Source organism: Flavobacterium flavigenum, from assembly GCF_027111255.2.
In the GTDB taxonomy this organism is placed as follows: Bacteria; Bacteroidota; Bacteroidia; order Flavobacteriales; family Flavobacteriaceae; genus Flavobacterium; species Flavobacterium flavigenum.
Genome location: NZ_CP114285.2, coordinates 854,087 through 877,079, shown reverse-complemented (window position 1 = coordinate 877,079; position 22,993 = coordinate 854,087). Strand labels below are relative to the sequence as shown.

The window sequence follows — 22,993 nt, the reverse complement described above, 5'->3', positions numbered from 1 at the left end:
AAATGAAAAAGATACATATCATAATGCTGTTGCTGGTAATGTTTGGTGCAGCATCCTGCGAAGAGTATACAGACCTTACTCCTAAAGGAGCTTTAGTAATAGAGACTGCAGATCAATTTTACGAAATGGTGTCCCTGCCAAACAGAGGTTATCCGATCAACAACTTTCAATATTTGGTAGACGACCAATGGATGAGAGAATCAGCTGTAATAGGAGTAACTCCTAATATCAACACGATCAATTTTACCTTTGACGAAACTACTGACAGGGTTTCTTTAATGTCTGGCTCTAGCTTTTACAACCAGGCTTACGTTTACATTAACAGATGGAATACTATTATTTCATTGGTAGATGACAGCAAGGGTGAAGGAAGTACCAAACAATTAGCAAAAGCAGAGGCAAAAATTTACAGAGCATACGATCACTTTTTGTTAGTAAATCACTATGCAAAAGGCTATGATCCGCAGACTGCTGCTACCGATGGAGGTATTTGCATTATGGATAAATTCGATTTAGAAGCACAGCCGTCAAAATCAACAGTAGCACAGGTGTATGATTTTATTCAAAAAGATATTGAAGAGGCATTGCCATATCTTAAAGAAACTCCTCGTGATGTTTATCATCCGTCACTTGCATTTGCTTATGCTTTCAAAGCAAAAGTCCATTTGTTCAAACGCGAAGTTGCTCTTGCAAAAGAAGCCGCGGAGAAATCATTAAGCTACAATAACAAAATATTTGATTTGGTAGCCTATAGCGCTCAGGGAGGGCCAACAGCGGTTGCTGTACCTGCTGCAAATAATATAGAGGTGCTTAGTTATATGTACATGACAGGTTATAATGAAATGAACTTTGCACAGCAAAATATTATAAGCCCTGAACTGAGAACACTATTCGGTACTAATGATGCACGTTTTAATTTGTTTTTTAATACAACCAGTACAACCAATTTAGATCAGGGTTCCAATACCGCTTACTGGTCAACACAGTATACCCGATTTTTTTATCCAACAGTCGGAATGAAAACGACCGAGGTTTACCTGATGCTTGCTGAATGCTATGCGAGAGAAAACAAACTTACTGAAGCTGTTGATATCTTAAATCAATTAAGAGCAAAACGTATTTTGTCTGGTACGGTAAATTTAGCGGTACCGGCTACCCGAAAAGAAACAATGGAATTGGTGATAAATGAACGCAGAAAAGAATTAATGTTTGGTTTTAATCGCTTTTTCGATCTTAAAAGGTTAAATACGGAACCGGAATATGCAAAAACAATTACAAGAGTATTTCCAATTGTTAACAAAACTGTTCCGCAAAAAACATATACGTTGCAGCCAAATTCCAGATTGTACATTGTGCCGTTTCCTTTAACAGCTTTGATGAAAAATCCAAAACTTACATTAAACACAGACGAAAAAGTCCCATTTTAATCCTGATGAATAAATTATTTTTAATTTTAATCATGCTGCTGGCCACGCAGCAGCATGGTTTTTCACAAAACGTGACCGAAAAAAAAGCAGATAGTACCAGTACGCAACCAAAAGGGATGCTGGCTTATAATAAAGTAATTACCGATAAAGCGAAAAGCAAAGCAGGTCTTTTTACAGTAAGTCAGGTAGATACGAAATACTACTTTCAAATTCCGGACAGTTTGTTTAACAGATACTTACTGGTAGTAACCCGATACCTTTCGACACCTGAAGGAATGGGGATTTTTGGAGGTGAAAAAGCGAATGAGCAGACTATTTATTTTGAAAAGGGGACTAATAATACTGTTTTTTTAAGATCACTACAATACAGACAGGATGTTCGTAACGCAGATTCAATGCTGGCAAAAGCATTGGCGGGCAGTAACGAGAATCCTATTGTAGGCGCTTTTCCAATAAAAACTACCAATCCTGATAATGGATATGTTGTTATTGATGTTACGGATGCTTTCAAAAAAGACAATGCCATGTTTTCTCTGGAAACCAAAGAAAAAACAGAAAAAAAATTAACCACTCTTGCAGATGATAAATCTTTTATTGAAAGTATTGAAACGTATCCAATCAACATTGAGGTAAAATCAACAAGAACCTATACGAGTTCTTTAGCAAGCAGCGGAACAGTAACAATAAGATTGAACACCTCAATTGTATTGCTGCCAAAAACGCCAATGCGGAAACGTTTTGCAGATGAAAGAGTCGGTTTTTTTGCCAATAAATATGTTTTGTTTGATGACGACCAGCAGCGGGCCGAGAAAAAATTCATTATTCAACGCTACCGTCTGGAACCAAAAGACAAAGACATCAAAAAGTACTTAAGAGGAGAACTGGTTGAGCCTAAAAAACAAATCGTTTATTACATTGATCCGGCAACGCCAAAAAAATGGAGACCGTATTTAATTGCAGGTATTAATGACTGGCAGAAAGCTTTTGAAGCAGCAGGTTTCAAAAATGCAATTGTTGGTAAAGAATGGCCGGAAGATGATAAAACAATGAGTCTTGAAGATGCAAGATATTCTGTGATACGATATTATGCTTCAGAAACGCCTAATGCTTACGGACCGCGTGTAAGTGACCCGAGAAGTGGGGAAATCATCGAAAGTCACGTGGGCTGGTACCATAATGTTATGAAACTGGTACAAAGATGGTATATGATTCAGGCTGGACCTTTAGATCCAAAAGCCAGAAAAATGCATTTGGATGATGAATTAATGGGACAGTTAATCCGTTTTGTTTCTTCGCATGAAATTGGTCATACTATTGGTTTGCGTCATAACATGGGCGCGAGCAGTGCTACTCCGGTTGAAAAACTTCGTGATAAAAAATGGGTCGAAGCGAATGGACATACAGTTTCTATCATGGACTATGCCCGTTTTAATTATGTAGCGCAACCAGAAGATAATATTGGGCCGGCAGGGATTTACCCTCGAATTGGAATGTATGACAAATGGGCTATTAAGTGGGGTTACAGCTATCTTCCAAACGCAAAAGATGAGTTTGAAGAAGAAAAAATACTAAGCAAAATGGCTACGGATAGTCTGACTGCCAACCCTAAATTATGGTTTGGAGGTGAAGGAAAAGACGAAGATCCGCGCAGCCAGTCAGAAGATTTGGGTGATGACTCAGTGCTTGCCAGCGATTACGGAATTAAAAATTTAAAACGTGTTGTACCTAAGCTTATAGAATGGACTTACGAGCCAAACGATGCTTATGATAATTTAGATGACATGCATAAAGCGGTTTTAGCGCAATATTCAAGGTATTTGTATCATGTACTGAAAAATATTGGCAACAACTACGTTACAAAAAGAACAGTTGATGAAAAAGGAATTGTATATCAGCCAATCCCTAAAGCAAAAGTAAAAGCGGCTATCGATTATGTAGGAAGACAATTGTTTGTTCCTCCTCTGTGGATGTACCCTCAGGAAATTGACCAGCTTATTCGTTTAAAGACAGCGGATCAAATACTAGATCAGCAAAACCAGGTATTAAATATGCTATTAAGTTCAGGCATGCTTTATAATATTAGTCTTAAATCACTGCAATTTGAAGGGGCTTATACGGTTCCTGAGTTTTTAAACGATTTACAGCAGACAGTTTGGATAAAATTCAGCGGTGATGAAAAGCAGGATTTTTACAGAAGAAGCCTTCAGCGGGCATATGTCGAAAAATTGGGCATGCTTTTGTTACCAAAGGAATTAGAACCTGGCAAAGCATCAAATACGGCACAACGCAGCGATGTAGTGTTGTATGGAAAACAGCACTTAGTAAAATTAAGGGCAGATGTTACCAGATTAATGAATTCAGCAACAGGAATTAATAAAGATCATTTCGAAAGTATTCTGATCGATATTGACAAAATTATTTCAAAATTAAATAAAACAGATATATGAAAAAAATACTAGCTACAGCATTTATTTGCTTAAGCACATTCATGCAGGCACAGTTAACATCAAAACAAGAAGTAACACCTGAGTTAGTAGCAAAACGTGAAGCACAAAAAAAGGAAATCACAAATAATTATCTGGCTTTAAAAAACAGCCTTGTCCTTTCAGATAGTCTTGCTGCTGCTAAAAGTGCAGAAGCATTAAAGACCTCATTAAAAAACTTCAAATTTAAAAAACTGACGCTTGAACAAATGAATGAAGCTACTGCAAAAAGAAAAGTAATCATTGATCTTGTAAGTCAGGTAGCAGCAACGAAAAATATCAATAAACAGCGTGAGATTGTTCAGGAACTTTCAGTTAAATTCTGGGACCTGGCTCCAAAGTTTAAGGCTGAGGACGCCACATTATATCTTCAGGTTTGCCCAATGACAGGGGCGGCGTGGACAAGTGACAGTAAGGAAATCAAAAATCCTTACTATCCAAAAAATATGCTGACTTGCGGTGAAGTAAAAGCAAGTTTATAAAAATTGAATTAGTTGGACAAATACGGTATTCTGAAAGGGAGCCGTATTTGCCTTTTTAATAAATGATGTTTTTTGCCTGGATAGGTGTTTAAAATATTCAAAAAAGAACATTACTAATGGAACGTTAATCGGGCAAAAAGATGAATATAGATTTCATATCTTTGTAAAATATCACAGGAATAATGAAAAGGATTTTTCTTTTATTATTATTTATTTTGGGCTTCTTGCTGATGCCCGGCACCGGTATGGCCTGTACTATTAAATCGTTGAAATCTCCTTCTCATAAAGAGATGTCTGCAAAGAATGTGAAAGAACATTCCTGCTGTAAATCATCTGATTCCAAAAATAAAAATCATAATTGTGATGGCGGAAAATGTACACATACAAAATGTGCCTGCAGTTTTTCATGCTCAGTATTTTTATTCTTTACCCCAACAGTCACTTCAAATACTGTAATAGAAATTGCTTCTGCAGCACAAAGATTCCCAGATTTGGAAACTCTTGTATCGACAGGTTACAGATCACTTTGGCTAATCCCTAAAATAGGCTAATAGAATTGTGTGACAGCCAAAGGTCTGTCCATTTACGAGCAGTTAATGCTCAGGATTTAATTATATCAGTTCTTTTCAATTCAACCATGCTTTGAATAAGTTGCTGTAATTTGATTTTTATTATTCTTTTAAAAAAAACTATTATGTATCCATTCAAAAATATAATGATGGCAATATTCCTGTTGCTATCAGTTAGTAGCCAGTCTCAGATTAAAAATGATAGTACTGAGAACATCAAAATATATGGAAATTGTTCCATGTGCAAGGACAATATAGAACAAGCAGGTAATCAAAAAAATGTGGCTGCCGTTATTTGGGATAAAAATACCAAAATGGCTTCTGTAACCTATGATCCCAAAAAAACAAATACCGATCAGATTTTAAAACGTATTGCTCTAGCCGGTTATGACAATAGCAGTTTTTTAGCAACACAATCGGCTTATGACAAACTTCCTGATTGTTGTAAATATGTAAGGGAATTAAAAAAGGATGAACCAAAATCTGAAATGGTGTCTACTTCTCATAAAGTTCATAATGAAGCAGCCCAAGCAGGTTCATTTCAAAGAATTTATGATGCTTATTTTGCTCTTAATGATGCTTTTATTCAGTCTGATACTGAAGCTGTAGCTTCCAAAGCAAAAGCATTTCTGGATGCTGTTTCGGGTATAAAAATGGAATCGTTATCTGAACAGGAACATACAATCTGGATGAAATTAAATTCAGTATTGACTGCACAGTCGGGCGCGATTGCAACAGCAAAAGGAATAGATAAACAAAGGGAAAGTTTTAAGGGATTGTCTAAAAATCTTTATGAATTGCTCAAAACGGCTAAAGGAGCAGCGCCTGTTTATTATCAATATTGCCCAATGGCAGATGCTAATTGGCTAAGCAGAGAGAATACCATAAAAAATCCGTATTATGGTTCCCAAATGCTAAGCTGTGGTAAAACGGTAGAAACCATTCAATAATTCAAATTTAAAGAATGAAATCAATCTATATACTATTGCTGATTGCTGTTACTGCAACTGCGCAAAAAGTGGTACGGTACGATCTTTATGTCAGGGATACTCTTGTCAATTTCACAGGCACACAAAAAAGAGCTATTGCCGTTAATGGACAAATTCCGATGCCGACACTTACATTCACAGAAGGCGATATTGCCGAAATTTATGTACACAATGAAATGGATGAAGAAACTTCGCTTCATTGGCATGGTCTATTCTTGCCTAACAAGGAAGACGGGGTTCCTTATCTGACACAAATGCCTATAAAACCGCATACGGTTTATAAATATACTTTTCCCATAATTCAGCATGGAACGCACTGGTATCACAGCCATAGTGGGCTTCAGGAACAAATTGGGATGTACGGATCCTTTATAATTAATAAAAAAACAGATGATCCTACTTTTAGAAAAGGTATTGATGATCTGCCCACCGTTCCTGTTATTTTAAGTGAATGGACTGATATGAAACCTCACAATATTCACAGGCTTCTGCATAATGCCAGTGATTGGTTTGCGATAAAAAAAGGAACAACCCAAAGTTATGGAGAAGCGATCAGGCAGGGACATTTTTCTACGAAAGTGGTCAATGAATGGAAACGAATGAACGCCATGGATGTAAGTGATGTTTATTACGACCGTTTTTTAATGAATGGCAAAAATGAAAGTCAGTTGTCTCAGTTTAAAGGGGGAGATAAAGTCCGTTTGAGGATTTCTAATGGCGGTGCTTCAAGTAATTTTTGGCTTACCTATGCAGGAGGTAAAATTACAGTTGTAGCAAACGACGGCAATGACGTAGAACCTGTAGAAGTGGATCGTCTGCTTATTGCAGTTTCTGAAACCTATGATGTTGTGGTAAAAATTCCGGCAGATCAGACAGCGTATGAATTTTTGGCTACACCAGAAGACAGAACTAAATCGGCTTCCTTGTATATTGGTTCGGGAATCAAACAGCTTGTTGAACCACTTCCCAAATTAAAATATTTTGAAGGAATGAAGATGATGAACGGTATGATGAAAATGAATGGAGATCTGGATGATATGGGTATGAGCATGTCCCTGAATCAAATGGATATGAATGTAGTCATGTATCCTGAGATAACAGGCAAAGCAGTTAAAAATGAAAAATCTAACCATAAAAACCATACTGAAGAAGGATCTTCGCAATACAACAGTAATGCATTGTCCGATATTGTAACCTTAAATTACAGTATGCTCAAATCTACCATTAAAACGACACTTCCCAAGGATGCACCTGTCAAAGAACTTCGGTTTGAGCTTACCGGCAATATGAATCGTTATGTCTGGAGCCTGGACAATAAAGTAATTTCTGAAACAGATAAAATCCTGATCAGGAAAGGAGAGAATGTGCGTATTGTATTGTACAATGGTTCTATGATGCGCCATCCAATGCATTTGCATGGCCATGATTTTCGTCTGATTAATAATCAGGGCGATTATGCACCACTAAAAAATGTGGTTGATATTATGCCAATGGAAACCGATACAATAGAATTTACTGCTAATGCTGAAGGGGACTGGTTTTTTCATTGCCATATTCTTTATCATATGATGAGTGGTATGGGAAGGATTTTTAGCTATGAAAACCAAAAGTCTAACCCGGAAATTCAAAATTCTAAAGCGGCTCAAAGAAAACTCTTTGCTGATGACAGGATGTTCCATTTTATGGCAGAAAATGATTTTGCTACCAATGGTAATGATGGTGAAGCAATGTATCAAAATACGCGATGGAGTATAGGAACTGAATGGAGGCTAGGGTACACCGATATGCATGGTTACGAAACAGAGACCCATATTGGAAGGTATATTGGCAAAATGCAGTGGCTGATGCCTTTTATCGGGTTTGACTGGCGATACCGTAAGATGGAGATGGGGGAGTATGAAAAGAACCTCTTTGGACAAACCAATACTAAAAATGAAAGAGCTGTGTTTAGTGCCGGAGTTAATTATACTCTGCCAATGTTAATTGTTGCACAGGCAGAAGTTTTTACTGATGGTAATTTTCGCTTTCAGCTGGAACGGATGGATATTCCTCTTTCGAAAAGGCTGCGAATGAACCTGATGTGGAATACCGACAAAGAATATATGGCAGGTTTGAAATATATAATAGGAAAGAATTTTGGACTCACCACGCATTACGACAGTGATATGGGAGTAGGGTTTGGTTTGAACCTGAATTACTAGAACTTCTAATAATTGCAATAAATAAAAAACTTCAAAAGCTATGTTTTTGGAGTTTTTTTATGATGATTTTCTTGCATTAGATGAATAACTGCTCTCCAATTTTATTTTACTTCCCAATATACTGATGCGTATTTTTGTTTAAAAATAATAAAGTATCGTATTAATTATATGGAAGAAGATTCGTGGTTAGAAAACAACGGGATATTCGCACTTTATCAGCTTATCAAAAACTATATTGATATTTCAGATTCAGAATTGGAATATTGCCTTAGTATGCTAAGCTATGAAGTTTATAAAAAAAAAGAGATACTCTTAAAGGAAGGTGAAGTATGTTCTAAAATTTACTTTGTAGCAAAAGGACTGCTTCGTATCTATTTTATAGATGACAAGGGTGAAGAGAAAACATTTCATTTTTGTTTAGAGAATACTTTTGGTACTGATTATGAGAGTTTTTTGAAAGGAATTCCTTCCAGTTTTTCAATTCAGGCTATGGAAGATACCGATGTGCTTGTAATATCGTTTGAAATGCTTCAAAATATTTATCGTGATTTACAGCATGGGGAAAAATTGGGAAGACGGATCACTGAAGAATACTTTTTTTTGGTCAATGAAAAAATCAAAGCATTGTATGTGAATGCTCCCCTGGTACGTTACAGGGATATGGATAAACGATTTCCAAAAATACACCAGCGTGTGCCCCAGCACTGTATTGCATCTTATCTTAATATTACCCCTGTTCATTTGAGCCGTTTAAAATATATGAATGATACATCATAAAAGTAATAACATTTGTTATTGTTTTGATAGCTGATTTTTTTCTTTATTTGCTTAGCAAAAGCAAAAATATCGTATTATTTCTATACTTAATTTTATAATGAAAAATATAATGACAGCAGGCATAAAAGAAAATATTAAAAATATAAGGGAATTAAAGAATTATACGCAAGAGTATATGGCTGACAGGCTAAATATTAGCCAGGCTGCATATAGTAAAATAGAAAAAGGAAAAACAGAAATGACACTTTTAAAATTAGAAGAAATTGCGACTGTATTCGAAATTACAATTGAGGATATACTACAGTTTAAAAATGATTTATCTTCAATTGGAAAGAAAGCCAGTGAATGTGGGATTGAGACCAGACATTTTTCCAATCATTTTGTAGAGCAGCTTTATAAAGATAAAATAATGCTTTTGGAGCGTCTGCTGGAGAAAACAGAGTGGGAACTCAAAAGGTATACTGCAAATTTGTAAATTGAGGATTACTGTATAAATAAAACTTGACAATTAAATTAAGCAATTGAACTCTAATTTTTGTTGTCTAGATATAAGTATTAAAAAATCCGGATATTCTCTTCTTAGAAAATCCGGATTTAGTATATAAAAGTACCAAAATGTATTTTAATTTAAAGCTTTAAACCTTATTATTTATATTTAATATTAAGGCTTATAATATCAGAAGTCAAATTGTTAGATCTATCGTAATGTCCGTATCGGATTTCAAGGGTGTTCCAGTGTTTTAGGCCAAAGATGCCATCAGGCGGAGTAAATTTCATCCCCATTCCAAAAAAACTGCTGTCAAACTTAGACACGTCATAGTTGCTGGTGTAAAATTCATCAGCAGCGGTATGAGCTCCATAAGGCTTGAAATACTTTGCGGCACTTTGGGTATAATATCTGTAAAAAGGACTAAGCGAAAATGACTGGGTCAGCTTTACCGGTATTTCAAGATCAGCCGTATGGGCTTTTAAATTCCAGTCATCAGTATAATACCTGTAATATGCTCTTATAATAATATTATCGCCTAAAAAATAACTGGCTCTTATTCCCAACGGAATTTTAAGTCTGGTATCAGGCATTTTTTCCTGTCTAACTGGGCCATCAGCAAAATAAACCCTGTGAAAAGGAAGACTTAAGTAGCCGTTCTGACTGATAATGTCCCCTACAAGCATCACCTGAAGCCTTTGGTTGATGATTTGGGAATAACTTAGTGTTCCGGCAAAAGTGTTTCTATTTGCGCTTCCGTAACCCTCGCCCGGAGTGCGCAGTTCAAGGGGTTCAATAAGTTTTAGCTGGTCAATGAAGGTTTGGAATTTAGCTGTAAATTCACCGTTCTTATTTTTTGTTTTTTGAGAAAAACTGATATTTCCTCCAAAAGACTGATAATCAAATTCAGTTGAGGATGAAACACCAATTCCCAAAGTCCTCCCTTTTTCTTCATTCTCCCTAAGGTAGCTTAAAGAAGGGTAGAAGCGGTTGTCTGAAGAAGAAGCAGAAGAGTTGGCACTAAGGTCAATCATGTCTGAAGAAGCAGAGGTGTAATGATCGATTCCTGCTTCAATATCAAAGGTGTGTTTGATTCCGGTTTCGCCGTATTTAATCAGTTTAACATCAATAGTATTTGCTATATCAGTTAAATGTTGTGATCCGATTCCTCCGCCTACAGCTGAATTATTTCCATCCTGTTTATAATAACTGGATACCAAATTAACCTCTTCGAGTTTTAATTTTTTACTTTTGTAAGCCGTTGAATCAGAAGGTATATTTTGTGCTCTTAATTGGAATAATGCCAATAAAGCAAACCCTGTAATGAATATTCTTTTCATCTGTTTATGATATCAAATTAGTTACAGCCACAGCCTCCGCCGCTTTTACCTGCATTTGCCCCGGAAGCTCCCTCGCGGTAGGATTGAAAACTAAGTTCTGTTTTTTCAACTTTCCTGTTGGCAAGTACCATTTCAGAATCATTGATTTTTCCCTTCTGATATTCTTTTACAGAAGTACAGGATGATGTGAGAATGCCTGCTAAAGCAATACTGCACAAGAGTACGAGATTTTGCTGCTTTTGATTTTTCATTTTAGGCGAATGTTTTTGGATGTGTAAATTTTATTATTGTCATCTATTATTATACAATGCAAATCCGGAATCTGATCGATTAAAAATAGACCGGCTTTAATTCCCATAACTGCTATCGGTGTAGCCATGGCATCTGCAAATTCAGCATTTGATGCGATAATAGTGACACTTTTTATTCCTGTTATTGGAAGGCCTGTTTTGGGATCTATGGTATGCGAATATTTTTTGCCATTAATGGTTACAAATTTTTCATAATTTCCGGATGTGGCTACTGCTTTATTGGATATTTCCATATAAGAAAAAGCTGTATTTGGAGTGTCCGGATCAGCTACTCCAATAGTCCATCTGCTGCCGTCTGGCTGTAACCCCCATGCACATAAATCACCGCTGGCATTAATGATTCCGCTCTTTACATCGCGTTTCAGCAGGATCTGTTTTGCCATTTCGGCTGCATAACCTTTACCAATTCCTCCAAAGCCGATACGCATCCCTTTTTCTTTTAAAAATACAGTCGTATTTTCTTTATCCAGAATTATATTTCTGTAGTCAATCAGGTGTACCATCTTTAACGCTGTTTCACTATCTGGAAGTGAGGTCATGGTACGGTCAAAATTCCAAAGGGTTTTATCGATGCTTCCGTATGAAATATCAAAGGCTCCCTGGGTGATGCCAGAAATGCCAAGTGACCTTTCGATTAGATTAAAAACTTCCGGCTCAACCTTTACAGGATGCATACCGGCAGCAGCATTAATCTGATTGGTCTGACTGTCATCTTTATACGTGGTAAGAAGTTTTTCAATGCGTTTAATCTCTTCAATGGCAGCATTAATATGTTCGTCAGCTGTAGCCTGATCAGCTGCTGTAACAGTAATGGTGAACATATTTCCCATCAGTTTCAGGGACTGGGAATATTTCTGTACAGCTGCCATCTTATTTTTGGCTTTCACATAATGATTTGATTTCGGCTGTCCACTGCTCAGGTGAGCTTTCCGGTTTTCCATGCCAGGTTTTGATGACCTTACCCTCTGCGTCCAGAAGAAGGGTTAGGGGAAAACTGCCCTCTTTGTTGTAAATTTCGGCCAGTGCCTCATTTCTTTTTACCTGATCGGCAGACGGGATATTTTTCTTTTTGCGCGGAAAGTCAGCATTGACCAGTACGAGCTTTTGATCGGCCATTTCTGTAAAGCCTGGATTCTCGAGATAGTCCCTGCGCGTTAGGATACAGGGACCGCACCAGTCGGATCCCGAAAAATTAAGCAGGATAAGGCGGTGCTGCTCTCTGGCTGTCTTTTTCGCAGTGTCAAAATCAGCTTCCCATTTTATAGTTCCGGGAAGAATACCTAATAAAAGGAACATTGTAATTAGTTTCATCTTGATGACATGTTTTATATTATACTAATTAACGAAATATGTGTCTTTTTGGTTTTTTATCAGACTTAAGATTTGATTAAATTTTGAATCTGTAAAACTTAAACATTCTGAACCCCAAAAAGATGCCCTACAAGGGCTGAAGCAGCCATTGCAAATGTACCCCAAAGGCAGATACGCAACACAGCTTTTAAAGTATGCGATCCGCCTGCTTTAGCTGCCAGGATTCCGGAGAAAGCTAAGAAAAGTATTGAAAAGCAGTACTGATATAGAACCATTTTTTGTACTGGTGCAAAAACTGCTGTCAGCAGTGGCAGGAGTCCGCCAATCACAAAAGAGAGAGCTGAAGCGAAAGCAGCTATAAAAGGATTGGCCTGCGTAATTTCATTAATGCCTAGTTCATCTCGTGCGTGTGCTTCAAGCGCATTATGAGCGGTTAACTCTTCTGCAGTTTTACGGGCGAGTTCTTTATTTAATCCTCTTTGAATATAAATATTGGTGAGCTCTTCCAGTTCAGCCTCAGGGTCGGTTTCAAGCTCTAGCTTTTCACGTTTCAGGTCTGAGGTTTCAACATCTGCTTGTGAACTTACCGATACATATTCGCCTGCAGCCATCGAAAGAGCTCCGGCAGTTATGCCCGCAGCAGCGGCAAGTATAATAGGCCCTCTTGTTGTACTTGCTGCCGCAATACCAATTACTAAACTCGCAGTCGATAAAATTCCATCATTTGCGCCCAGTACAGCAGCCCTTAGCCATCCACTTCTGATGATGTAATGGTTTTCTGTTTTCATTTCTTTTGAGTTATTAAGTTTCTCAGAACGAATTACTATTGTCTTTTCCTCCGCCAAAGCTTGTTCGATGAAGCTGTCTTATTTGAAACTGATTTTGGTTTTCGGAAATATCTTTACATTGTTATAAATCAGACAAATGATTCTTCTTTGTATTTGAATTGGAATCTAATTCTTGATATAACAACATTTATATTTTTAAATTTCATTAGAAATGTGTGTCTGGAAACTACAATTAGTATGTTTTCACAGTCCGGATAATTTTCAGTAACATCTTTTCTTTCATGTAGTCCGGGAAATTCAATAAAGGCTTTTGTTTTATTACTTACGTTATCACTTTTAATAGTAATCCTTTTGAGAACGGAATCTAAGTGGTTTTGTTTGTAATGGGTTTAATTTCAGTGTTTTTGGTTTTAATTCAGTATAAAATTACATTAAAAAAGAATGTAATTGTATGAGAAAAATGTAGAATGGTTCTAAATTTAAAACTGATTATTTTCGGTAAAGAATTATGTTATATTTGAAATAATCATATTATGTTTCTAATAATCCGGAATGACAATTATTTTAGCAAATTTTATGCTATGATGGCCTCTGTTTTTGATTGAATATTGAATAAAAGTTTTAAGAGAAAATAATTAATTTAATAATTAAAATCTGCGTATAAATTTATTTTTTGTAAGACTAATTTATTATTTTTTTTAAATTTGAGGAAATTATTGTCTATGTCTGGAATATCTTTAGGGAAAACATTTCTTTTAACCTTCAGCCTAAACTCAAGGCTGTAAAATTATAAAATGATGAAAATACAGCTGTTTATTGCAAGTACCCTTTTGACTTTAAGCACCTTTGGACAGTCAAAATATCCAGATAGTCTTAGCTTTAATAAAGAGCTAAAATTTAAATATGAAGCATTAATTATTCCAAGTGCTTTAATTGGATATGGAGTTATTGGGCTCGAAAGTCACACACTCAAGGACATCAATTCAGATACAAAAAATGAAATAAATGAACATATTGACAAGAAGTTTACTATTGATGATTTTTCGCAGTACTCTGCTTTTTTGTCTGTTTATGCTCTGAATGCAGCAGGTGTTAAAGGTAAAAATAATTTCAAGGACCGTACGATTATTCTCGCTTCAGCTTATTTAATTATGGGTACAACGGTAAATGTAATTAAAATGACTGGAAACGAGATGAGACCTGATGGGACTTCAAACAACTCATTTCCTTCCGGACATACAGCAACTGCTTTTATGGGGGCTGAATTTCTGTATCAGGAATATAAAGATGTATCTGTATGGTACGGTATTTCAGGATATTTGGTCGCTGCAGGTACAGGATTTTTCAGGATGTATAACGACAGACATTGGTTTAGTGATGTTGCAGCCGGAGCCGGTATTGGAATTTTGAGTACTAAAATAGCCTATTGGCTTCATCCGGTAATTAGTAAAAAAATATTCAAAAAAAAGGAAAACCTAAACGGAATGATTCTGCCAGTATATAATGGAAGAGAGTATGGACTTGCAATGGCTATGTCATTTTAGAAAGATTTATTAGATTTTCTGAATTTTAAAAAATCAGTTTATTATTGAATTGTATATTTGTCATTTTTTATCAAACATTAGTGAAATTAAGGATATCTGTTATTAAGCAAAATTAATGATTCCTAATATGTCAGTCGAAATCCTAATACCGTTTTATCTAAAGTAGGTACAATGAGCAAATTATCATTTGCAATATATTCTATATCTGCGGTAATAATTTTTTCTTTTCCCAGATCAATCAGTAATTTTTTGTTTCCGTCTGCATCAACATTAAAGAGTTGTCCCTGCCAGGCTCCTGAAACTATATAGCCATTTTTTCCATTACTGACAATACCATCAAGATTATCAATTCCGCTAAAAATCTGATGAGAATTTTTAGTTAGTTTGTTTATTACGTAAGCGGTTTTGCTTTGCATATTCAACACTAAAAGATTCTCTTTAGTACATAACAATCCATTTGGTTTAGAAAGAAAACCGGATTCACACCATACATTTATTTTTCCATCAGATATTTTATAAATCTTGTTCCCAAAGCAGTCAGAAAAGTAAATATCTCCATTGGTATCTGTTGTTATATCGTTAAGGAATATAGCATTATCTACATGATATACTTTTTCAATTTTAGCTGTTTTAGTATTTATCTGCACCACTCTGTTAAGATCTGCAACATATAGTTTTTTCTTATATAGGCCCATTCCCTGAGGGTTATCTAATCCATCAACCCATTTTAAAACTTCAATTTCACCATTTGTTTTAAGCCTGGAAATAAATCCATTGCCATCTTTTGCCAGATATTCGCCGTTTATATTTGAGATGTAAAGAATCTTTTTTGGAGAGTCATAAAGTGCTGATTCAGGTTTTAAGAAAAGAGAATCTGATTCCCATATTTTGGTAATGTCCTGACTAAAAGTGATAGCAGGAATCAATGTTGTAAATAAAATGAGAATTATTTTTTTCATTATTTAATCTTCAAATAATAGGGTTGTACAAGCCACAATAACTAAATATAACCAATTTTAAAATTTAGCGACAGAAAGATCTGGATTTTAATGTTATACATTCAATTTTTATTTTCTATCAGTTTTTCAAGCCGTTTTGTCATTCATAAATAAAACTTCTTAAGTAGATCATTAATCTGAAAAGTTAAAAATTATCTAATAAAAACGTTTTTATATAATAAAAAATCGTTTTTGAATAATATACTTGATTCATGTGAATTATAAATTTGTTTTACCTCATTTTTAAGAAAAGGATAAAATAGATCAGGAATGAAATTTTATAGGTGATATATATGATTTTAATTCAAAGTATATCAATAATTTATGTTTTTTATACTTCAAATTTATCGGTTTTTTCTAGTTTGTTTTATTTAATAACTGATAAAAACGTAAATATATAATTAAGCTTTTTTTATAAACGACTTTATAGCTATTTAAACCAAACAAATTATGACCAGAAAATTTTCGAAAAAGACAATATTTTATATGATATTCTTTATTGGGCTTTTTGCTAATGCTCAGGATAAAAACCCTATACCTGCTGTACGAACTCCATTAGCTGTTAATACTGTTCCAATGGGAGATTTGGAAACATTTCAAGAAGTAAAATTAGATTTGCCAATTACAAAAGGACCTTTTGAGCCTACCTGGGAATCTATAGAGAAAAATTATCCTGGTGAGCCTGATTGGCTTCGTGATGCAAAGTTTGGAATATGGGTCCATTTTGGACCGCAAGCAGCCGGAGAAAGTGGAGATTGGTATGCGCGTAACCTTTATAAAAAGGATAAATTAGCATATCAAAACCATATCAAAAAGTATGGTCATCCTTCGGAATCAGGATATAAAGAAGTTTTGCGTGACTGGAATCCAACAAAGCTGGATCCTGAAAAACTGACAAAAATTTACAAAGATGCGGGTGCACGTTTTTTAATGATTCAGGGTGTGCATCATGATAATTACGATTTATGGAATTCTAAATACCAGCCATGGAATTCGGTAAATATTGGCCCTAAGAGAGATTTGATTGGTGAATGGGCAAAAGCCTGTAAAGCAGCCGGAATGCGATATGGAGTAACTTTCCATCATGAATATACATGGTGGTGGTGGCAAACAGCATTTGGAAGTGATAAAGAGGGAGCTAAAAAAGGAATTCCTTATGATGGTCATCTTACTCTTGCCGATGGTAAAGGAAAATGGTGGGAAGGATATGATCCAAAAATGCTTTATGGTATCGATTTAAGAGAATACAAAGGTGTAGAGCAGAGTGCTGATTCAGAGTGGTCTCCGCCGCCGGCAGGAATTTTTAGTAATCATTTAGATTATGCGAAATGGTATACGACAAATTGGGCTTTAAGAATGATGGATGTTGTAAAAAATTATGATCCCGATTTTATTTATACTGATGGAACTGTCCAGGGGCCATTTAACGGTGATGGAACAGGAACAGGTATAAAAGCAAATGCAATGCAAAGCGTTATGGCTGATTTTTATAATACTGCTTTGCAACGCCGCGGAAAAGTAAATACTTTTAGTATAGTTAAGTTTCGTCACAAAACTAATGGCACAGTGAATACAGAGGAATTTGGTATTCCGGCAGAGATTAAAAAAGACCAGCCGTGGATTGCTGAAGCTCCTGTTGGAGACTGGTTTTATGCGCCGAATTTTACCTATGATTCTGGAATGATGATTCGTTATATAATTGAAGCCATTGCACGTGATGGAAATGCTGCAATATGTATTTCTCTATTGCCAGACGGTTCTATTAATGAAGAGAGTCAAAAGATGCTGAAAGAAGTAGGGAACTGGATGCGTATTAATGGAGAAGGTGTTTATGGAAGTCACGCCTGGGTAATTCCTGCTGAAGGAGAAATGGTTAATGGAAAATTGAAAATGCTCCCAGGAGGAAAATTAGGCCGAAACCAGGCTGAATTCAAATTTAATAATCAGGATATCCGATTTACAGTAGGTAAAAACAAAAAACTATATGCTTTTTGCATGAATGTACCAGCTCCGAATAGTCAAATAAAAATTAAATCTCTTGCTAAAAATGAGAAGAATTATGAAAAAAAAATTGTGAATGTTAAGTTGCTGGGCTATAAACATAAATTAAAATGGACACAAAGCGATGAAGGTTTAGTGATTACATGTCCTCAAAATATGCCATTTAACACAGCAATAGCTTTTGAAATACAATAAATATCAAAATGTTTAAGCTAAAATTTCATTTGAGTGAAGTAAAATAGTGAATTTAGGTACTTGTAAAAAAACCTCTGCACTGAAACTGCAGAGGTTTTTTTAGTTTGTGATATTTGCCTTTCTATTTTTCGATACAGAAATTAACAACTCAGTGTTTAATAAGGTTTTCAGATCTTGAGGTACAAAAAAAATACAAATCCGAACAAAATAAAACGAAATAAAAACAAACAAACTTATCCTTTTTTAATAGAATGCTGAATTTTGTTAAACTGTAAAAACATCTTTTTTAAGAACACATTAATTCAGTGGTTGAAGCAAATTTATAAATTAATATATACCTGTGTTGTTTTTTTATCTTTTTATAAGACATTTAGATGCTATTAGATTAAATACTCTTATCATTCACCAAAATTATAAACCACCAAGGGCCATTGACTTTTATGGTTTTTTATAAAGTTAATTTTAATTTAGTTTTGACTATTTATACTTGATGTTAATGCTAATAAATGTCGGATGTCATATTAGTAGTTCTTGTATAAAGACCGCTACGTGTATCCAGGGTACTCCAATGTTCAGTTGCTGTATGTTATCCGTATGGTTTAAAATATTTAGTTCTCCTTAAATATGTTATTTTTTCTTATCAAAGATTACCTTTATTTAGGTAATCCACTCATCAGGTGTAGTTTCAGCGTGCCAGGTTTTGATACTTTCCTGGCATCAAGAAGAAAAGTAAGATGGAAATTTCCTTCTTTGGTATAAATTTCGGCTAAATCTTCGTACGTTTTACCTGTTTTGATGTATCGATTTTTCTTCTTTCTAGGAAAATCAGGATTTACCAATACTAATTTGAGTTTGCTATATCAGTAAATACCGTGCTCTCTAAATAATCCCTGCGAAGAACAATACACGGACACACGAATACGATCTTGAGAAATTGAGGAGAATAAGTTCGTGTTTTTCCTTTTTATTTTTTTTTTATTATTAAAGTCAGGTTCCCAATTTACAGGAGTTACTGTCAATATGGCTAGCAGGCAGTAAAGGAAATTGGTAGCGCTTTATAAAATTGACTAAAATGAGTACATTTATAGCATATTAAGTCTCTTCATGAGTTCTGGTCTATTTGATCTGCTCACCGGAACTACATCTTTTGCAATTAGAACACTATTATCTTCGATATCGATTATCTTTTTTACATTAATTATATAAGTTCGGTGTACTTTTAAAAAAGAAGATACAGGAAGTTTATCTTCTATTTTTTTTAAAGTAGAATGTACAGTATAATTTTTACCTTCAGTTTTTATCAGGATATAATCTCCTTTAGCCTCAATTAAGTTAATAGATGCAATGTTTATTTTTATAAGTCTTCGGTCGATGTTTATATAAAAATCAGTTTCAGTATCAGAAGGTTGTATAAAATACGGATCAGAATTTTGAGGTGATGGAGGCAATTTAAGCATTTTTTCTTCGATTTTATTTATTGCTTTTAAAAAGCGCTCCTCGGTAATTGGTTTTACCAAATAATCTACAATACATTTATATTCAAAAGCTTCTATAGCAAAATTTCTATCAGATGTTATCAGAATAACTAAAGGCGGATTTTTAGTGGTTTGAATAAAATCAAAGCCTGTAAAGCCGGGCATATGTATATCTAAAAAAATAATATCTACCGGAATAGTACTTTGATTAAGAAACTTTAAAGCTTCCATTGCATTTTGAAATTCCTCTAAAAAATTTAAAGCAGGATGGTTTGCAATCATCTGACCAATAATTGCCCTAGCCAACGCTTCATCATCTATTAAAATACAATTCATCTAGTTAGATTTATAGTGAATCAACAAAGTCTTGCATTTTATTAAGTACTTCATCAAAACCTACTTTTACTTCGTTTTTGAAAGCTTGTGTTTTTTGTAAGTTAATTTCGAACTCTTCAGCAAGATAATAACTTTTTTCCATTCCAAGAATAATGATTTTATGTTTTATCTTATGAATAATTTCTGCTGTAGCTGTAAAATTATTATTCTGAATTTTATTTTGGTATTCTTTTATTTCGAGCGGTAGTTCTTTTTTTAGGGTAATAATGATTAATTGCTTAAAAGCCATATCATTCCCACACAGATTATTCACGTAGTTAAGATTTGGCTGTTCCATAAGCATCACAAATAAAGATAATCAATTTGTTTATTTAACTACCTAATTATAAAAAACAGATTTTTTTATATAGGTCTCTGACTATTCAATAGTTAAGTCAAATGTGTTGTAGTAAATATACTAATTTTTTTAATGATAGAGATTCTCTTATTTAATTCTGTGATTTTAATATATCCATAGTAAATTACCATTGGTCGACATACATATTCTATTTATCTAAAAATGTACTTGTATATATGCAATAGAAATAGATTTGTATCAGAATTAATGCGAAAAGAAGTTTGTGAAAATATAATAGTACATTTTTTATAATAATTAATAAAATTTAATATGAAGTCAGCAAAGAAAAAAATAGGAATTACATTTAGTTCATTCGACTTATTGCATGCAGGGCATGTTCGTATGCTTGAAGAAGTAAAAATGCATTGTGATTACTTGATTGTTGGATTACAGACTGATCCCACGATAGACCGACCAGAAAAAAACAAACCTACTCAGACAGTTGTAGAACGTTACATTCAATTAAAGGCTTGCAAATTTGTTGACGAAATAATCCCATATACAACTGAAATGGATCTCGAAGATATTCTCCAGGCACTACCAGTTGATGTTCGCATTTTGGGAGACGAATATCGAAACGTGAATTTTACAGGCCGAAAATATTGTGAAAATATGGAAATTCAGTTGGTTTTTAACAAGCGCAATCATCGATTTTCAAGTAGTGGGCTTAGAAAAGAAGTGTACTTGTGTGAATCTATAAAATTGCAGTAAGATTCAAATTGATAATTTCCTAAATCCTGAAAATGCCAAACCTATCAAGGTATTAAGTAAAAAATCTTAATTTTAGTTATTAAGTTCTTCAGCACATTTTGATGGATATAAGATAAGTGAGTTGCTAAAAACAGTATTTAAATTAAATCTTAGGCTGTTTTGGCAAAACAAAACAAAAACAAACGCCTTCTTGATTATTTTCTCTTTTTTGTAAAAAAATACTGCCTTCTGTCCTGTCTAATATTGCTCTGACTGTTGCTAAACCAATACCTGAATTCTTAGTAAATTTTGAATTTACAGTTTCAAACAATTCAAAAACCTTTTCCCAATATTCTTGTGGTATACCAGGCCCATTGTCTTCAAATCTAAAAGAATAGTTGGATTCGTTTTCTGTGAATGTCAGCCAAACACAGCATTCTTTTTTATCCGTATGTTTTATTGTATTAGATAGGAGATTTTGAATAATTTGCACAAAACCTATTTTAGAATGTTTTATAATGACATCACAATTAATGTAATTAACATGAGTTGGTGTATGTAGGATACCGTTGCTCAGTATATATTGAACTATATCTTCTACATTAAAATCTTCAAAATAAATTTCATCATTAGTAACTTTAGTATATTCTAAAATTCCATTAATTAAAAAGTCCATATATTCATTTCTGGAATAGATCAAATCAATCCATTCTTCAAGTTCAGTATTTGTAATGAGCGTTTTGTAATCTTCTTTTATAAAAGTTATTAGTGAGTTTATCCCACTAATCGGAACTTTTAAATCATGCGTAAGGCGATGGGCAAATTGACTTAACTGAGTGTTTTTTCTACTGATTTCATTGTTTAACTCTTCTAGAAATCTATTCTTTTTTCGAAGTTCAAGTTGTGATATTACTTGATTTCCCAGTGCTCTTAAGGCTTCTTTTTGGCCTTCTGTAAGATCTTCTCTAGGTTTTGTATCAATGACACAAAGGGTTCCTAAGGCATAACCGTCCTTCGTATTTAAAGGGGCTCCAGCATAAAATATTACATTAGGATCATTAGTTGTTAATGGATTATCAAAAAACCTTTCGTCTTTAGTGGCATCCGGAATAATAAATAATTCATTTGGTGAATTTATGGCATGTGCACAAAAAGAAAAATCCCTTGGTGTTTGAGTTGCATCTAAGCCATAGTGTGATTTAAACCATTGTCGGTTGTCATCTATTAAACTTACTAATGCGATGGGAGTGCCACAAATTTGAGCTGCTATTTTCGTCAGGGCATCATACTCTTCTTCTTCGAGTGTATCAAGTATATTATACTCCTTTAAGGATTTTGAACGGAGATTTTCATTGACAGGGATTTCAGGTTTATGCATACAAGAGGTTTTACTTTAATGTGTTGAAAATTAGTTTTCTGTATCAGTAAAATTATTTCATAGTATGAAATTACTAAATTTTTGTTGCCATATTCAAGTTTTTAAAAATTTTATAGTTTTAAGTTATTGCAACAGTAAACAAGATAAAAGTTTGACTCAAATTTTTTACTAAAATCTTTACATCTCTAGTCGCGATGAATATAGCCTATGCAATCATTACTTGTTTTGATTTGGAAATTAAACGTTCTAATCGTAGTAATAATAAATTTGGCTTAAATGGCTTAGATACAAAATCATCTACTCCTAAGTTAAAAGCTTTTAAAACGGTTGCTTCTTCTTGACCTAAACAAGAAAGTACAATCATTGGTATATGTTCAAAATTTTCTTTTGAATACGAAATAATTTCTAATCCTGAACGTAAGGGCAGAATGATATCTGTAATTATCAAGTCTGGTAAAAATTCCGAAATTTTCTTTATGGCATTTAGACCATTTGAGCAGCATTTTACCTGATATCCTTCTTTTTCTAAAATATATTTCAGGATTTTTGTTAATAATACGTCGTCTTCCGCTATTAATATTTTTAAATTTGAATTTTTCATTTGAATTAATTATTAACTGTTAAACAAATTTTATTATTTGACTGCGAGTGTTTTTTTAAAATCCTCTAAATTCTTTCCGAATACAACAAGTTGTGGAAAGTCTATTATAGGTATTTAAAAAAAGCTGACCATGATTTATTCCACTTTTCTAATAAATCTAAAAATTGTTAGTCTTCAACTGTAACATTTAGAATCTTACAGAAATCAATTATT

Annotated in this window: 22 protein-coding genes; 11 read left to right on the top strand and 11 right to left on the bottom strand. The window is 34.2% G+C overall.

Features of this window, described 5'->3' with window-relative positions:
* The first annotated feature begins 2 nt into the window (after positions 1 to 2).
* The 8 genes from OZP09_RS03180 to OZP09_RS03145 all read left to right on the top strand — a co-directional run bounded on the left by OZP09_RS03180 (position 3) and on the right by OZP09_RS03145 (position 9,403).
* A complete protein-coding gene (locus tag OZP09_RS03180) occupies positions 3 to 1,427 on the top strand; it encodes a RagB/SusD family nutrient uptake outer membrane protein (RefSeq protein ID WP_269236499.1) in 1,425 nt (474 codons plus the stop codon).
* Positions 1,428 to 1,432: 5 nt separating this feature from the next.
* Complete coding sequence (locus OZP09_RS03175) at positions 1,433 to 3,874, top strand: zinc-dependent metalloprotease (RefSeq protein WP_281310278.1); 2,442 nt, start codon at positions 1,433 to 1,435, stop codon at positions 3,872 to 3,874.
* Complete coding sequence (locus OZP09_RS03170; protein ID WP_281310277.1) at positions 3,871 to 4,392, top strand: DUF3347 domain-containing protein; 522 nt, start codon at positions 3,871 to 3,873, stop codon at positions 4,390 to 4,392. The genes OZP09_RS03175 and OZP09_RS03170 overlap by 4 nt, the downstream gene beginning before the upstream one ends.
* Positions 4,393 to 4,574: 182 nt before the next feature.
* Positions 4,575 to 4,943, top strand: a complete 369-nt coding sequence (locus OZP09_RS03165; RefSeq protein WP_269236496.1) for a hypothetical protein — start codon at positions 4,575 to 4,577, stop codon at positions 4,941 to 4,943.
* 143 nt (positions 4,944 to 5,086) lie between these two features.
* Complete coding sequence (locus tag OZP09_RS03160; RefSeq protein WP_269236495.1) at positions 5,087 to 5,911, top strand: DUF3347 domain-containing protein; 825 nt, start codon at positions 5,087 to 5,089, stop codon at positions 5,909 to 5,911.
* 14 nt (positions 5,912 to 5,925) lie between these two features.
* Positions 5,926 to 8,151 (top strand): multicopper oxidase domain-containing protein, encoded by a 2,226-nt coding sequence (locus tag OZP09_RS03155; protein ID WP_269236494.1) that lies wholly within the window; start codon positions 5,926 to 5,928, stop codon positions 8,149 to 8,151.
* Between the two features lie 168 nt (positions 8,152 to 8,319).
* The gene (locus OZP09_RS03150) at positions 8,320 to 8,928 is read left to right on the top strand and encodes a Crp/Fnr family transcriptional regulator (protein WP_281310276.1); all 609 of its coding nucleotides are present in this window, start codon (positions 8,320 to 8,322) and stop codon (positions 8,926 to 8,928) included.
* Between the two features lie 97 nt (positions 8,929 to 9,025).
* Positions 9,026 to 9,403 (top strand): helix-turn-helix transcriptional regulator, encoded by a 378-nt coding sequence (locus tag OZP09_RS03145; protein WP_269236492.1) that lies wholly within the window; start codon positions 9,026 to 9,028, stop codon positions 9,401 to 9,403.
* Between the two features lie 170 nt (positions 9,404 to 9,573).
* Here OZP09_RS03145 and OZP09_RS03140 read toward each other — a convergent pair whose 3' ends face one another.
* From OZP09_RS03140 to OZP09_RS03120, 5 genes are all read right to left on the bottom strand, one after another.
* Positions 9,574 to 10,755 carry a DUF3570 domain-containing protein gene (locus OZP09_RS03140; protein ID WP_269236491.1) on the bottom strand — a complete coding sequence of 394 codons (1,182 nt, stop codon included), beginning with the start codon at positions 10,753 to 10,755 and terminating at the stop codon, positions 9,574 to 9,576.
* Positions 10,756 to 10,772: 17 nt separating this feature from the next.
* A complete protein-coding gene (locus OZP09_RS03135; protein ID WP_025571095.1) occupies positions 10,773 to 11,006 on the bottom strand; it encodes a DUF4266 domain-containing protein in 234 nt (77 codons plus the stop codon).
* Positions 11,003 to 11,935, bottom strand: a complete 933-nt coding sequence (locus OZP09_RS03130) for an FAD:protein FMN transferase (RefSeq protein ID WP_269237797.1) — start codon at positions 11,933 to 11,935, stop codon at positions 11,003 to 11,005. The genes OZP09_RS03135 and OZP09_RS03130 overlap by 4 nt, the downstream gene beginning before the upstream one ends.
* A gap of 1 nt (position 11,936) precedes the next feature.
* Entirely contained in the window at positions 11,937 to 12,377 is a 441-nt protein-coding gene (locus OZP09_RS03125) for a thioredoxin family protein (RefSeq protein WP_281310275.1), read from the bottom strand.
* A 98-nt stretch (positions 12,378 to 12,475) separates the two neighbouring features.
* On the bottom strand, positions 12,476 to 13,165 hold the full coding sequence (locus tag OZP09_RS03120) for a VIT1/CCC1 transporter family protein (protein ID WP_269236489.1): 690 nt from the start codon (positions 13,163 to 13,165) through the stop codon (positions 12,476 to 12,478).
* A 794-nt stretch (positions 13,166 to 13,959) separates the two neighbouring features.
* Here OZP09_RS03120 and OZP09_RS03115 point away from each other — a divergent pair.
* Entirely contained in the window at positions 13,960 to 14,709 is a 750-nt protein-coding gene (locus OZP09_RS03115) for a phosphatase PAP2 family protein (RefSeq protein ID WP_281310274.1), read from the top strand.
* Between the two features lie 122 nt (positions 14,710 to 14,831).
* Here OZP09_RS03115 and OZP09_RS03110 read toward each other — a convergent pair whose 3' ends face one another.
* Positions 14,832 to 15,668, bottom strand: coding sequence for a hypothetical protein (locus OZP09_RS03110; RefSeq protein WP_269236488.1), 837 nt, complete (start codon positions 15,666 to 15,668; stop codon positions 14,832 to 14,834).
* A 489-nt stretch (positions 15,669 to 16,157) separates the two neighbouring features.
* On the opposite strand from OZP09_RS03110, the gene OZP09_RS03105 reads away from it, so the two are divergent.
* Entirely contained in the window at positions 16,158 to 17,903 is a 1,746-nt protein-coding gene (locus tag OZP09_RS03105) for an alpha-L-fucosidase (RefSeq protein ID WP_281310273.1), read from the top strand.
* Positions 17,904 to 18,556: 653 nt separating this feature from the next.
* On the opposite strand, the gene OZP09_RS03100 is transcribed toward OZP09_RS03105, so the two are convergent.
* The 3 genes from OZP09_RS03100 to OZP09_RS03090 all read right to left on the bottom strand — a co-directional run bounded on the left by OZP09_RS03100 (position 18,557) and on the right by OZP09_RS03090 (position 20,027).
* Positions 18,557 to 18,742: a hypothetical protein gene (locus OZP09_RS03100; protein WP_269236485.1), complete on the bottom strand. Its 186-nt coding sequence runs from the start codon at positions 18,740 to 18,742 to the stop codon at positions 18,557 to 18,559.
* A 243-nt stretch (positions 18,743 to 18,985) separates the two neighbouring features.
* Positions 18,986 to 19,714 carry a LytR/AlgR family response regulator transcription factor gene (locus tag OZP09_RS03095; RefSeq protein WP_281310272.1) on the bottom strand — a complete coding sequence of 243 codons (729 nt, stop codon included), beginning with the start codon at positions 19,712 to 19,714 and terminating at the stop codon, positions 18,986 to 18,988.
* Between the two features lie 10 nt (positions 19,715 to 19,724).
* Positions 19,725 to 20,027: an Hpt domain-containing protein gene (locus OZP09_RS03090; protein WP_269236483.1), complete on the bottom strand. Its 303-nt coding sequence runs from the start codon at positions 20,025 to 20,027 to the stop codon at positions 19,725 to 19,727.
* A 354-nt stretch (positions 20,028 to 20,381) separates the two neighbouring features.
* Here OZP09_RS03090 and OZP09_RS03085 point away from each other — a divergent pair, with 354 nt between their 5' ends.
* Positions 20,382 to 20,822 carry an adenylyltransferase/cytidyltransferase family protein gene (locus tag OZP09_RS03085; RefSeq protein WP_281310271.1) on the top strand — a complete coding sequence of 147 codons (441 nt, stop codon included), beginning with the start codon at positions 20,382 to 20,384 and terminating at the stop codon, positions 20,820 to 20,822.
* Positions 20,823 to 20,964: 142 nt separating this feature from the next.
* Here OZP09_RS03085 and OZP09_RS03080 read toward each other — a convergent pair whose 3' ends face one another.
* Both OZP09_RS03080 and OZP09_RS03075 read right to left on the bottom strand, forming a co-directional pair.
* Positions 20,965 to 22,179: a sensor histidine kinase gene (locus OZP09_RS03080; RefSeq protein WP_269236482.1), complete on the bottom strand. Its 1,215-nt coding sequence runs from the start codon at positions 22,177 to 22,179 to the stop codon at positions 20,965 to 20,967.
* Between the two features lie 205 nt (positions 22,180 to 22,384).
* Positions 22,385 to 22,780 carry a response regulator transcription factor gene (locus OZP09_RS03075; RefSeq protein WP_269236481.1) on the bottom strand — a complete coding sequence of 132 codons (396 nt, stop codon included), beginning with the start codon at positions 22,778 to 22,780 and terminating at the stop codon, positions 22,385 to 22,387.
* Between the last annotated feature and the right edge of the window lie 213 nt (positions 22,781 to 22,993).

Coding starts and splice junctions, on each gene's coding strand:
- OZP09_RS03180 (WP_269236499.1), top strand. CDS start 3: ATGAAAAAGATACATATCATAATGCTGTTGCTGGTAATGTTTGGTGCA.
- OZP09_RS03175 (WP_281310278.1), top strand. CDS start 1,433: ATGAATAAATTATTTTTAATTTTAATCATGCTGCTGGCCACGCAGCAG.
- OZP09_RS03170 (WP_281310277.1), top strand. CDS start 3,871: ATGAAAAAAATACTAGCTACAGCATTTATTTGCTTAAGCACATTCATG.
- OZP09_RS03165 (WP_269236496.1), top strand. CDS start 4,575: ATGAAAAGGATTTTTCTTTTATTATTATTTATTTTGGGCTTCTTGCTG.
- OZP09_RS03160 (WP_269236495.1), top strand. CDS start 5,087: ATGTATCCATTCAAAAATATAATGATGGCAATATTCCTGTTGCTATCA.
- OZP09_RS03155 (WP_269236494.1), top strand. CDS start 5,926: ATGAAATCAATCTATATACTATTGCTGATTGCTGTTACTGCAACTGCG.
- OZP09_RS03150 (WP_281310276.1), top strand. CDS start 8,320: ATGGAAGAAGATTCGTGGTTAGAAAACAACGGGATATTCGCACTTTAT.
- OZP09_RS03145 (WP_269236492.1), top strand. CDS start 9,026: ATGAAAAATATAATGACAGCAGGCATAAAAGAAAATATTAAAAATATA.
- OZP09_RS03140 (WP_269236491.1), bottom strand. CDS start 10,755: ATGAAAAGAATATTCATTACAGGGTTTGCTTTATTGGCATTATTCCAA.
- OZP09_RS03135 (WP_025571095.1), bottom strand. CDS start 11,006: ATGAAAAATCAAAAGCAGCAAAATCTCGTACTCTTGTGCAGTATTGCT.
- OZP09_RS03130 (WP_269237797.1), bottom strand. CDS start 11,935: ATGGCAGCTGTACAGAAATATTCCCAGTCCCTGAAACTGATGGGAAAT.
- OZP09_RS03125 (WP_281310275.1), bottom strand. CDS start 12,377: ATGAAACTAATTACAATGTTCCTTTTATTAGGTATTCTTCCCGGAACT.
- OZP09_RS03120 (WP_269236489.1), bottom strand. CDS start 13,165: ATGAAAACAGAAAACCATTACATCATCAGAAGTGGATGGCTAAGGGCT.
- OZP09_RS03115 (WP_281310274.1), top strand. CDS start 13,960: ATGATGAAAATACAGCTGTTTATTGCAAGTACCCTTTTGACTTTAAGC.
- OZP09_RS03110 (WP_269236488.1), bottom strand. CDS start 15,668: ATGAAAAAAATAATTCTCATTTTATTTACAACATTGATTCCTGCTATC.
- OZP09_RS03105 (WP_281310273.1), top strand. CDS start 16,158: ATGACCAGAAAATTTTCGAAAAAGACAATATTTTATATGATATTCTTT.
- OZP09_RS03095 (WP_281310272.1), bottom strand. CDS start 19,714: ATGAATTGTATTTTAATAGATGATGAAGCGTTGGCTAGGGCAATTATT.
- OZP09_RS03085 (WP_281310271.1), top strand. CDS start 20,382: ATGAAGTCAGCAAAGAAAAAAATAGGAATTACATTTAGTTCATTCGAC.
- OZP09_RS03080 (WP_269236482.1), bottom strand. CDS start 22,179: ATGCATAAACCTGAAATCCCTGTCAATGAAAATCTCCGTTCAAAATCC.
- OZP09_RS03075 (WP_269236481.1), bottom strand. CDS start 22,780: ATGAAAAATTCAAATTTAAAAATATTAATAGCGGAAGACGACGTATTA.